At 69.5% G+C, this 11,879-nt stretch carries 11 protein-coding genes; 7 read left to right on the top strand and 4 right to left on the bottom strand.

What is annotated here, in order from left to right; genetic code table 11:
• The 6 genes from PO605_RS25460 to paaE form a co-directional block, all read left to right on the top strand.
• Positions 1-348, top strand: a 348-nt coding sequence (locus tag PO605_RS25460; protein WP_442874752.1) for a phenylacetate--CoA ligase family protein, incomplete at its 5' end; no start/stop codon positions are given.
• 45 nt (positions 349-393) lie between these two features.
• Entirely contained in the window at positions 394-1,416 is a 1,023-nt protein-coding gene (gene paaA, locus PO605_RS25455) for a 1,2-phenylacetyl-CoA epoxidase subunit PaaA (protein ID WP_012202742.1), read from the top strand.
• Entirely contained in the window at positions 1,413-1,718 is a 306-nt protein-coding gene (gene paaB, locus PO605_RS25450) for a 1,2-phenylacetyl-CoA epoxidase subunit PaaB (RefSeq protein ID WP_012202743.1), read from the top strand. Before paaA ends, paaB begins: the two co-directional genes overlap by 4 nt.
• Positions 1,719-1,731: 13 nt before the next feature.
• Positions 1,732-2,520 carry a 1,2-phenylacetyl-CoA epoxidase subunit PaaC gene (paaC, locus tag PO605_RS25445; protein WP_047474910.1) on the top strand — a complete coding sequence of 263 codons (789 nt, stop codon included), beginning with the start codon at positions 1,732-1,734 and terminating at the stop codon, positions 2,518-2,520.
• Positions 2,520-3,089 (top strand): 1,2-phenylacetyl-CoA epoxidase subunit PaaD, encoded by a 570-nt coding sequence (gene paaD, locus PO605_RS25440; protein ID WP_047474908.1) that lies wholly within the window; start codon positions 2,520-2,522, stop codon positions 3,087-3,089. Before paaC ends, paaD begins: the two co-directional genes overlap by 1 nt.
• On the top strand, positions 3,086-4,183 hold the full coding sequence (gene paaE / locus PO605_RS25435) for a 1,2-phenylacetyl-CoA epoxidase subunit PaaE (protein WP_047474907.1): 1,098 nt from the start codon (positions 3,086-3,088) through the stop codon (positions 4,181-4,183). The genes paaD and paaE overlap by 4 nt, the downstream gene beginning before the upstream one ends.
• A 30-nt stretch (positions 4,184-4,213) precedes the next feature.
• On the opposite strand, the gene PO605_RS25430 is transcribed toward paaE, so the two are convergent.
• The 4 genes from PO605_RS25430 to PO605_RS25415 all read right to left on the bottom strand — a co-directional run bounded on the left by PO605_RS25430 (position 4,214) and on the right by PO605_RS25415 (position 8,480).
• Complete coding sequence (locus tag PO605_RS25430; RefSeq protein ID WP_231574562.1) at positions 4,214-5,668, bottom strand: SulP family inorganic anion transporter; 1,455 nt, start codon at positions 5,666-5,668, stop codon at positions 4,214-4,216.
• A 326-nt stretch (positions 5,669-5,994) separates the two neighbouring features.
• Entirely contained in the window at positions 5,995-6,492 is a 498-nt protein-coding gene (locus PO605_RS25425; protein WP_272207052.1) for a hypothetical protein, read from the bottom strand.
• Between the two features lie 86 nt (positions 6,493-6,578).
• Positions 6,579-7,145, bottom strand: coding sequence for a single-stranded DNA-binding protein (ssb, locus tag PO605_RS25420; RefSeq protein ID WP_016449346.1), 567 nt, complete (start codon positions 7,143-7,145; stop codon positions 6,579-6,581).
• A 159-nt stretch (positions 7,146-7,304) separates the two neighbouring features.
• Positions 7,305-8,480 carry an MFS transporter gene (locus PO605_RS25415; protein WP_047473713.1) on the bottom strand — a complete coding sequence of 392 codons (1,176 nt, stop codon included), beginning with the start codon at positions 8,478-8,480 and terminating at the stop codon, positions 7,305-7,307.
• Between the two features lie 273 nt (positions 8,481-8,753).
• Between PO605_RS25415 and uvrA the strand changes: the two genes are divergently transcribed.
• Positions 8,754-11,873: an excinuclease ABC subunit UvrA gene (gene uvrA, locus PO605_RS25410; RefSeq protein WP_272207051.1), complete on the top strand. Its 3,120-nt coding sequence runs from the start codon at positions 8,754-8,756 to the stop codon at positions 11,871-11,873.
• The last annotated feature ends 6 nt before the right edge of the window (positions 11,874-11,879 follow it).

Below are 11,879 nucleotides of genomic sequence, written 5' to 3'. Positions count from 1 at the left end.
ATGGGCAAGATCGTGGGGCGCAGCGACGACATGATGATCATCCGCGGCGTCAACGTCTTTCCGACCCAGATCGAGGAAATCGTGCTGGCCAATGCCAGCCTCACGGGCCTGTACCAGATGCACATCAGCCGTGAAGGCCTGCTGGACACCGTCGAGGTGCACTGCGAGCTGCAGCCGCAGCGGCGCGGCCTGGGCGATGCCGAGCGCGGCGAGATCGCGCAGTGGGTGCAGCAGCGCATCAAGACCCTGGTGGGCATTTCCACGGCGGTGCGCGTCTTCGATCCCGACACCATCGAGCGCACGCAGACCGGCAAGGCCCGGCGCGTGTACGACAAGCGGCCGCGTTGAGGCACCGCCGGCCGTCGTCAACCATTTCATTCAAGGAGATCGCACATGTATACCCAGGCCATGGACACCATGGGCAAGGAAGCGGGCGATGGCGGCAAGGCCGTGCGCTCGGCCGACGAAATGCGCCTGCAGCAGCGCTTCGACGAGCGCATCGATGCCGGCGAATTCATCGAGGCCAAGGACTGGATGCCCGACAACTACCGCAAGACGCTGCTGCGCCAGATCAGCCAGCACGCGCACAGCGAGATCGTCGGCATGCTGCCCGAGGGCAACTGGATCAGCCGCGCGCCCACCCTCAAGCGCAAGGCCATCCTGCTGGCCAAGGTGCAGGACGAGGGCGGCCATGGCCTGTACCTCTACGCGGCCGCCGAGACGCTGGGCAGCAGCCGCGACCAGATGCTGCACGCGCTGCACACGGGCAAGGCCAAGTACAGCTCCATCTTCAACTACCCCACGCTGACCTGGGCCGACATGGGCACCATCGGCTGGCTGGTGGACGGCGCGGCCATCATGAACCAGGTGCCCATCTGCCGCTGCTCCTATGCGCCCTATGCGCGTGCCATGGTGCGTATCTGCCGCGAGGAGAGCTTTCACCAGCGCCAGGGCTACGAGGCGCTGCTGACCATGATGCAGCAGGGCACCGAGGCGCAGAAGGCCATGGTGCAGGACGCCGTCAACCGCTGGTGGTGGCCGTCCATCATGATGTTCGGCCCGCCCGACGACCAGTCGCCCAACAGCGCGCAGTCCATGCGCTGGGGCATCAAGCGCATCTCCAACGACGCGCTGCGCCAGAAGTTCATCGACGCCACGGTGGACCAGGCCAAGGTGCTGGGCGTGACCCTGCCCGACCCCGACCTGAAATGGAACGAGGCCCGCCAGGCCCATGACCATGGCCCCATCGACTGGGACGAGTTCTGGCGCGTGATCGCCGGAGACGGCCCCTGCAACCGCGAGCGCCTGGGCGCACGCGTCAAGGCCTGGGACGAAGGCGCCTGGGTGCGCGAGGCCGCCCTGGCCCATGCCCGCAAGCAGACACAGAGAAACCAGACCCGCAAGGAGGCCGCATGACCGCCGTCGAACAGAACATCACCAACGAATGGCCGCTGTGGGAAGTCTTCGTCCGCAGCAAGGCCGGCCTGGACCACAAGCACTGCGGCAGCCTGCATGCGGCCGACCCGCAGATGGCGCTGCAGATGGCGCGCGATGTCTACACGCGGCGCCAGGAGGGCGTGAGCGTCTGGGTGGTGCGCTCGGACCAGATCGTGGCCAGCGACCCCGGCGACAAGGACATGTTCTTCGACCCGGCCCAGGACAAGGTCTACCGCCATCCGACCTTCTACCAGCTGCCGCCCTCGGTGGACCACATGTGAGCGGGGTGCAGCCATGAACGCCTCCGCCTCGGCCTCCTCCATCGCCATCGACGCCCGCCCCGAGGTGCAGTACCTGCTGCGCCTGGGCGATACCTGCCTGATCCTGGCCCAGCGCCTGGGCCAGTGGTGCGGCCACGCGCCCATCCTCGAAGAGGACATCGCCATGACCAACATGGCGCTGGACCTGGTCGGCCAGGCGCGCGCGCTGCTCACGCGCGCCGGCCAGCTCGAAGGCCGCGCGCACGATGAGGACCAGCTCGCCTTTCTGCGCGACGAGCGCGACTACTTCAACGCCACGCTGGCCGAGCTGCCGCGCGGCGACTTCGCCTTCACCGTGCTGCGCAACGCCATGGCTGCCACCTGGCTGCGCCTGATGTGGGAGCGCCTGGTGCACTCCAGCGACGCCGAGCTGGCCGCCATCGCCGCCAAGGCGCTCAAAGAAGCGCGCTACCACGAGCAGCACGCGGGCGACTGGGTGGTGCGCCTGGGCGACGGCACCGAGGAATCGCGCCAGCGCATGGAGGCGGCGCTGGCCCAGCTGTGGCGCTATGCGGCCGAGCTGTTCACCGACGACGCCACGGACGCTGCCGCACGCGCCAGCGGCCTGGGCCCGGCCTGGTCCGAGCTGCGCGAGCCCTGGCAGGCCGAAATGGCCGCCCTGCTGCATGAGGCCACGCTGGACATGCCGGCCGAATCCGCCTTCCGCAGCACGGGCCGCAACGGCGTGCACAGCGAGCACATGGGCTTCATCCTGGCCGAGATGCAGCACCTGCAGCGCGCCTATCCGGGCGGGGTGTGGTGATGGCTGCCGCACGGCTGGTGGCCGTCACATCCGCCTCGGCCGAGCGCGAGCGCCTGGCCTGGGCCGCGCTGCAGGACGTGCCCGATCCCGAGGTGCCCGTGATCTCGGTCTGCGAGCTGGGCATCGTGCGCGAGGTCCATGCCCTGCCCGAAGGCCAGGGCATGGAGATCGTGCTCACGCCCACCTACTCGGGCTGCCCCGCCACGGAGGTCATCGAGCGCAGCGTGCTCGAGGCCATCGAGGCCGCCGGCCTGGGCCCCGCGCGCGCCGTGCTGCGCCGCGCCCCGGCCTGGACCACGGACTGGATCAGCGACGACGGCCGGCGCAAGCTGCGCGAGTACGGCATCGCGCCCCCCGGGCGCTGTGGCGACTCCGGCCTGCCGGAGGGCACTTCGCCCATCCGCCTGGTGCGCCGCCGCCAGGGCATTGCCGTGCCCGAGCCCGTTGCCTGCCCGCACTGCGGCAGCGTGCACACCGAGCGGCTTTCGGCCTTTGGCGCCACGGCCTGCAAGGCCCTGCACCGCTGCCTGGACTGCCGCGAACCCTTCGAACACTTCAAGCCGATATGACCACGACCACGATGTTCCACCCGCTGCGCGTGCGCAGCATTGCGCCCGACACGGCCGAGGCCGTGGTCGTCTCCTTCGACGTGCCGCCCGCGCTGCGCGAGGTCTTCGGCTTCACCCAGGGCCAGTACCTGACGCTGCGCCACCAGATCGACGGGCAGGACCTGCGCCGCAGCTACTCCATCTGCGCAGGCGTGGATGACGGCGAGCTGCGCGTGGGCGTGCGCAAGGTGCGCGGCGGCCAGTTCTCCAACTGGATCAACGAGCATCTGCGCCCCGGCGACACGCTGCAGGTCATGGCGCCCCAGGGCCGCTTCTTCGTGCCCATCGAGCCCGGGGCCGCGCGCCACCATGTGGGCATCGCCGGCGGCAGCGGCATCACGCCCATCCTGTCCATCATGAAGACCGTGCTGGCGCGCGAGCCCGCCAGCCGCTTCACGCTGATCTACGGCAACCGCCAGCTGCAGTCCACCATGTTCAAGGAGGAGATCGAGGACCTCAAGAACCGCTACATGTCGCGGCTGTCGCTGCAGCATGTGTTCTCGGACGAGCACACCGACCTGCCGCTGAACATGGGCGTGATGGACCGCGGCAAGATCGCCGAATTCCTGCAGGGCGTGGTGCCGGCCGCGCACATCGACCATGTCTACATCTGCGGACCCTTCCAGATGAACGACGAGGCCGAGGCCGCCCTGCTGGCCGCCGGCGTGCCCGAGGAGCGCATCCACATCGAGCGCTTCGGCGTGGCCCTGCCGGCCGCAGGCCAGGGCACAGTGGGCGCCGTGGTGCACGAGGCCCAGCCCGGCGACGCCGCCACCGCACGCATCACCCTGGTGCGCGACGGCCTCTCGCGCGAGATCCCCTTCACGCGCGGCCAGGCCAGCATCCTGGACGCGGCCTCCTCGGCCGGGCTGGAAGTGCCCTATTCCTGCACCTCGGGCGTCTGCGGCACCTGCCGCGCCAAGGTGGTCGAGGGCGAGGTGCGCATGGAGCGCAACTTCGCCCTCGACAAGAACGAAGTCGCCTGCGGCTTTGTCCTGACCTGCCAGGCGCATCCGCTGACCGAGCGGGTGGTGCTGTCGTTCGATGAGCGGTGAGGGCCGTCCCGCCCAGGGACGGCCGCGGGCCTACTCGATGCCGATATCCAGCCGCGACACCAGTGCCCGGCCGTGTTCGTTCAGGCCCGTCACCTCGACCGTGCTGCCGTGCTTGCGCAGGCGCTGGCAAACCTTGTCCAGCGCATTGACGGCCGTGATGTCCCAGAAATGGGCGTTGGTCAGTTCGATGCGCACGGGCCGGCCTTCGATGTCCCGCACGTCGAAGGCATCGACCAGCAGGTCGGCCGAGGCAAAGAAGACCTGGCCCGAGACACGGTAGGTCAGGCCTGCGCCGTCCTGCGTCTTCTCGACGGACAGCAGCCTTGAGACCTTGAAGGTGAAGAACACACCGCTGAGCAGCACGCCGACGCCCACGCCGGCGGCCAGGTTGTCCGTGGCCACGGTGACCACCACGGTGGCCAGCATCACGGCGCTGGACAGCTTGGGGTGCCTGAGCAGGGCGCGGGCCGATCCCCAGTCCAGCGTGGAGGCCGACACCATCACCATGATGGCCACCAGCGCCGCCACCGGCACCTGCGACACCCAGGGCTTGAGCAGCACCATCAGGATGAGCAGGAAGGCGCCCGCGAACAGCGTGGACAGCCGGCCGCGGCCGCCGTAGCGCACATTGCCCACGGTCTGGCCGATCATGGCGCAGCCGGCAATGCCGCCGAACAGGCTGGCCGCGATGTTGGCCACGCCGATGCCGCTGCACTCGCGGTTCTTGGAGCTGGGCGTGTCCGTGAGTTCGTCGACCACGCTGGCCGTCATCATGGACTCCAGCAATCCCACCATGGCGATCGCCAGCGCGGGCAGGGCGATCAGGCGCAGCGTCTCCAGCGACCACGGCACCTGCGGCAGCCCGAAGCTGGGCAGGCCGTCCGGCAGCAGGCCCAGGTCGGCGACCGTCTTCAGGGGCAGGTCCAGCCAATTCGCCGCCACCGTCAGCACCACGATGCAGACCAGGGGCGAGGGCACGGCCGTGGTCAGCCGGGGCAGGCCGTAGATGATCAGCAGGCCGGCGCCCACCATAGCCCAGGTGGCGGCATTGGCGCCGATCAGGTGCGGCATCTGGGCCGAGAAGATCAGGATGGCCAGCGCATTGACGAAGCCCGTGCGCACCGAGCCCGACACATAGCGCATCAGCACGCCCAGGCGCAGCAGGCCGAACAGGATCTGCACGGCCCCCGCAAGAATGCCGGCCGCAAAAAGATACTGCACGCCATGGGCATGCACCAGCGGAGCGGCCACCAGGGCGACCGAGCCCGCAGCCGCCGACACCATGGCCGGGCGCGCGCCCGTGAAGGCGATGACGATGCTGATGATGAAAGACGCGAACAGCCCGACGGCAGGATCGACGCCAGCCACGAAGGAAAAGGCGATGACCTCGGGGATCAGCGCAAAGGTGGCCACGGCGCCGGCCATGAGCTCGCGCGGAATGCTGGGCGCCCACTCGGCGCGAAAGGGATGCGGGTGTTTCGACATGGAAATGGCCAGCCCCGCCGCGCTGGGTGTGGCAGGGCGGGGCAGGATTTTGTAGACGGGAATGAACATGCCGGGCGTCGGGCGATGCCCGAAACAACCTGGCGGCTTGTACGGTTCGACCGTGCTACGGCGGCGCCAGGCGGGTGCAGCCCGAGCGCCGGCTCTGCGAGCCGCGCGCGATGCGGGCCAGCGTGAAGCTGTGAAGGCGCGCGGCATCGCGGCTGCGCGCTTGGCGAGCCCCGGGTTGACGGTGCCGGTGGACTGAAATCACGGGCGCGATTGTACGAGGGGGTGCTGCCTGCCGCGGGATGGACCCCTGGCCGCAATCAGTCGTAGTGCGCCATGGTGGCGCGGTAGCGCACAGGGCCTTGCTCGGCCGACGAGGCCTGCACCACTTCCACGTAGACGACTTGGCCCGAAGCCGCCGTGTACCTGGCATGGCGAACGCGCCGCCCCATGCCGTAGGAGGGGCCGGGCGTTTCGTCGTCCGCACTCCGGGAATAGCCTTTGCCGATCAGGTAGGCATCGAAGGCGTGCGTGGCGGGGCCAATGCTTGCGAACTCCACGTCATAGGACACCAGGCCGTGTGGCGGCTTGTTGCCGTCGCCCACGGTGCCGAAGTACTCCGCCTTGCCCAGCGCGCCCACCAGCGGCGCATGGCGCACCAGGGACGAGATGCCGATGTAGTAGGTGAAGCTGCCGGGCTCGGGCGTGTAGTCCTCCTGCGAGATCAGGCACAGGGCTGCAGCCAGCCAGCCGAACACGGCCAGCGGCAGGCACAGGACAAGACTCCACAACAGGGTTCTGGCACGCGGCAGGAGCATGGGATTTGTCGTCGGGCGCCTGGAAAAACAAAACCCGCTTTCCGGGGAAAGCGGGTCTGGATGCTCAAGAACCTTGATGGTCCGAATCAAAACGGAATGTCGTCATCCATGTCGTCAAAGCCCGAGGCTGCGCGCTGCGGCGGGGGTGCCATGGGTGCGGGGGCGGGGCGCTGGGCAGGGGCCTGGCGCGGGGCGGGCGCTGCCATGGGGGCAGGGGCCGGGCGGCGCTGTTGCTGCTGGGGAGGGGCGTCGTAGCCGCTGTCGCCATAGCCTTCATCGCCATAGCCGCCGCCTTGCTGGCCACCGCCGCCGCCTTGGCGGCTGCCCAGCATCTGCATGGTGTCGGCGCGGATTTCGGTGGCGTAGCGTTCCTGGCCGGAGGCCTGGTCGGTCCACTTGCGCGTGCGCAGGCTGCCTTCGACATAGACCTGGCTGCCCTTGCGCAGGTACTGGCCCACGATTTCGGCCAGGCGGCCGTTGAAGACCACGCGGTGCCACTCGGTGGCTTCCTTGTTCTCGCCCGTGTTCTTGTCGCGCCAGCGGTCGGTGGTGGCGATGGTCACGTTGGCCACCTGGTCGCCACTCGGGAAGGTGCGCATTTCGGGGTCGCGCCCGAGGTTGCCGACGATGATGACCTTGTTGACGGATGCCATGAGTGAAATACCTTTACAGAGAGAAGTGGCCCGGGCATAGAAGGATGGATCCCGGGCCAGACGCGCCATTGTGCCGCAAGCCGTCCGCCGTTGGCAGGGGGCGGATATGCCGGTGCAGCGGCTGGCTGCAGCAGTTTGTAACCGTCGGAAAACTGCCGTTCAGCCGTGGCGGCCCACGGGGCGCAGCGGCCAGGTGACGACCAGCCACAGCACGGCCAGGACGCTCGTCAGGGTGAACAGGCCCGGCATGCCGGCCCATTTGGCGACGGCGCCGCCCAGCGCGCCGCCTGCGAACAGGCCCAGCGATTGCAGCGTGTTGTAGGCGCCCAGCGCCGCGCCGCGCAGCGGAGCCGGCGCCATGCGCGAGACCAGGCTGGGCTGGGTGGCCTCCAGCGCGTTGAAGCCGCAGAAGAACACGAACATCAGCACGGCCATGGCCCACAGCGGCGGCTGCGTGCCGCCGGCCGCCAGCAGGCCCAGGCCGATCTGCACGAGGGTGATCAGGGCGATGGCGCCCAGCAGGGCCGCGCGCAGGCGCCCGCGCCGCTCCATGGCGAACAGGCCGCCCATGGCGGCGAAGGACAGCACCACGGCCGGCAGGTAGACATGCCAGTGCGCCTGCTTGTCCAGGCCTGCCTGCACCAGCATGGCGGGCACGGCCACCCACATGGACATCTGCACGGTGTGCAGCACGAACACGCCCAGGTTCAGGCGCACCAGGTCGCTGTGGCGCCACAGCTCGGCCATGCGGCCGCGCGGCTGGTCGGCGTGGCGCGCTGGCTCGGGCGGGACGACCCAGAGCACGACGGCAATGCCCGCCAGCGCCAGGGCGCAGGTCAGGCCGAAGATGCCGGGCAGCCCGCCCCAGGCCGCCAGCAGGGGGCTGAGCACCAGGGCCAGCGCGAACATGAGGCCGATGCTGCCGCCCACCATGGCCATGGCCTTGGTGCGCACGCTGTCGCGCGTGAGGTCGGCCAGCAGCGCGGTCACGGCGGCCGAGACGGCGCCCGCGCCCTGCAGGCCCCGGCCCCACATCAGGCCCAGCAGTGAGTCGGCCGTGGCCGCCAGCAGGCTGCCCGCGGCAAAGACCAGCAGCCCGGCGACGATGACGCGCTTGCGCCCGAAGCGGTCCGAAGCCAGGCCCAGGGGCAGCTGGAACACGGCCTGGGTGAGCCCGTACAGGCCCATGGCCAGGCCGATCATGGCCGGATCATCCCCGCCCGGGTATTTGCGCGCCTCCAGCGCAAACACCGGCAGCACCAGAAACAGGCCCAGCATGCGCAGCGCAAAGATCAGCGCCAGGCTGGCGCTGGATCGGCGTTCCTGCGAGGTCATGCGGCCCGATGCGGCCGAGGAGGGGGCTGGCGCCTGGGCGCCGTGGACGGGTGTGGGGGAATCGAGCACGGGGTGCACTGTTGTGGGGGCAAGCAATCCGCCATTCTCGCCCATAGGCCGGCGCTGCGGGGTGGCTGGGTTATGCAAGGCAGTGCAAGACAGTTTTGTGAAGGGGCGCCGCAGAAGGCCCTGCCGCCCCGCAGACCGAGCCGCCATGCGGTGGCACGGGTTCTGACCTATCATGGCGGGTTCGCCTTCGCAGGGGTTTTCCCGATGCCTGGTTCCCACACGATTTCCGAAGACGGCGGCCTGGACCGGGCCGCCGACTCCCGCTCCCAGCCCGACGGCCGCTACCTCGGCCAGGCGCTGGCGCAGTCACGCATCGCCATCCGCGGTGCGCGCACGCACAACCTCAAGAACATCGACCTGGACATTCCGCGCAACCGGCTGGTGGTGATCACCGGGCTGTCGGGCTCGGGCAAGTCCAGCCTGGCCTTCGACACCCTGTACGCCGAGGGCCAGCGCCGCTATGTGGAGAGCCTGTCGGCCTATGCGCGCCAGTTCCTGGGGCGGCTGGACAAGCCCGATGTGGACCTGATCGAGGGCCTGTCGCCCGCCATCAGCATCGAGCAGAAGGCCACCAGCCACAACCCGCGCTCCACCGTGGGCACGGTGACCGAGATCAACGACTACCTGCGCCTGCTGTTCGCACGCGCCGGCACGCCCTACTGCCCCGACCACAACCTGCCGCTGCAGTCCCAGACCATCAGCCAGATGGTGGATGCGGCCCTGGCCCTGCCCGAGGACACGCGCCTCATGGTGCTGGGGCCGCTGGCGCGCAACAAGAAGGGCGAGTTCGCCGAGCTGTTCGCGCAGATGCAGGCCCAGGGCTATGTGCGCTTTCGCATCGACGGCAAGATCCACGAGTCCCATTCCCTGCCCGCGCTGGAGAAGAACGAGCGCCACGACATCGACGTGGTGATCGACCGCCTCAAGGTGCGCGCCGACGCCCAGCAGCGCCTGGCCGAGAGCTTCGAGGCCGCCCTGCGCGCGGGTGGCGCCGACGCCGGCGGCCGCGTGATCGCCCTGGAGATGGACAGCGGCAAGGAACACCTCTTCAGCGCCAAGTTCGCCTGCCCGCTGTGCAGCTATTCGCTGCCCGAGCTGGAGCCGCGCCTGTTCTCGTTCAACTCGCCCATGGGCGCCTGCCCGGGCTGCGACGGCCTGGGCTGCACGGAGTCCTTCGATCCCGAGCGCGTGGTGGCCTTTCCCACGCTGAGCCTGGCCAGCGGCGCCGTCAAGGGCTGGGACCGGCGCAACGGCTACTACTTCTCCATGCTGGAGAGCGTGGCGCGCCACTACGGCACCGATGTGGAGCTGCCCTTCGAGGAGCTGCCCGAGAAGGTGCGCAACGTGATGCTGTGGGGCTCGGGCGAGGAGGAAATGCCCTTCACCTATGTCTTCGACAGCGGCGCGCGCAAGGGCGAGACCCTGGTCAAGAGCCATCCCTTCGAGGGCATCATCCCCAACATCACGCGGCGCTGGCGCGAGACCGAGTCCAGCGTGGTGCGCGACGACCTGGCGCGGCTGCGCAGCGTCGCCGTCTGCCCCGACTGCGGCGGCACGCGGCTGCGCCGCGAGGCGCGCTTCGTGCGCATCGGCGAGGGCGAGCAGGCCCGCGCCATCTACGAGGTGGGCCACGCCACGCTGGCCGAGGCCCATGCCTGGTGCGCGTCCCTGCAGCTGTCGGGCGCCAAGGCCGAGATCGCGGGCAAGGTGGTGCGCGAGATCGCCTCGCGCCTGCTGTTCCTCAACGACGTGGGCCTGAGCTACCTGAGCCTGGAGCGCGGGGCCGACACGCTGTCGGGCGGCGAGGCCCAGCGCATCCGCCTGGCCAGCCAGATCGGCAGCGGCCTGACGGGCGTGATGTATGTGCTGGACGAGCCCAGCATCGGATTGCACCAGCGCGACAACGACAAGCTCATCGGCACGCTGCAGCACCTGCGCGACATCGGCAACAGCGTCATCGTGGTCGAGCACGACGAGGACATGATGCGCGCGGCCGACCAGATCATCGACCTGGGGCCCGGCGCGGGCGTGCATGGCGGCCGCGTCATGGCCCAGGGCAGCTACGAAGAGGTGCGCGCCAACCCCGATTCACCTACGGGCCGCTACCTGGCGGGCACCCAGCGCATCGAAGTGCCTGCGCGGCGCACGCCCTGGCAACCCGTGCTGGAGGCAACGGCCGAGGGCGAGGCCCGGCCAGCGGCCAAGGGCTTCCCGGCCCGCACCCAGCAGCCCCCCGCCAATCCCGACAACGCAACCGCGCCCGGCGCGCCGCAACTGCAGGCCCTGCGCGTGGTGGGCGCACGCGGCCACAACCTCAAGGGCGTGACGGCGGACTTTCCCGTGGGCCTGCTGACCTGCGTGACCGGCGTCTCGGGCTCGGGCAAGAGCACCCTGGTCAACGACACGCTCTATACCGAGGCCGCGCGCCAGATCCACCGTGCCGGCGGCGAGGCCGCGCCGCACGACGACATCATCGGCATGGGCTATTTCGACAAGGTCATCAATGTGGACCAGTCGCCCATAGGCCGCACGCCGCGCAGCAACCCGGCCACCTACACGGGCCTGTTCACGCCCATCCGCGACCTGATGGCCGAGACCAACACCGCCAAGGAGCGCGGCTACGGCCCCGGGCGCTTCTCCTTCAACGTGGCCGGTGGCCGCTGCGAGGCCTGCCAGGGCGACGGCGTGGTCAAGGTGGAGATGCACTTCCTGCCCGATGTCTATGTGCCCTGCGACATCTGCAACGGCCAGCGCTACAACCGCGAGACGCTGGAGGTGCAGTGGAAGGGCCGCAACATCTCCCAGATCCTGGAGATGACGGTGGAGGACGCCCATGCCTTCTTCAAGGACGTGCCCACCATCGCCCGCAAGCTGCAGACCCTGCTGGACGTGGGCCTGTCCTATATCCGGCTGGGCCAGAGCGCGACCACGCTGTCGGGCGGCGAGGCGCAGCGCGTCAAGCTGGCCCAGGAACTGTCCAAGCGCGACACGGGGCGCACGCTCTACATCCTGGACGAGCCCACGACGGGCCTGCACTTCGCCGACATCGCCCTGCTGCTCAAGGTGCTGCAGCAGCTGCGCGATGCGGGCAACACCATCGTGGTCATCGAACACAACCTGGACGTGATCAAGACGGCCGACTGGATCATCGACATGGGCCCCGAAGGCGGCTCGGGCGGAGGCCAGGTGGTGGCCACGGGCACGCCCGAGGACGTGGCGGCCAACCCGGCCAGCCATACGGGGCGCTATCTGCGGCCCTATCTGGAGGCAGCGTCGGTGTCGGCTCCTGCAGCGGCCAAGGCTGGTCGCCGGAAAGCACAGTGAGGCCGG

It is taken from the genome of Delftia sp. DT-2, from assembly GCF_028401915.1.
GTDB classification, from domain to species: Bacteria; Pseudomonadota; Gammaproteobacteria; order Burkholderiales; family Burkholderiaceae_C; genus Comamonas; species Comamonas tsuruhatensis.
This window is presented reverse-complemented; position numbering and strand designations above follow the sequence as displayed.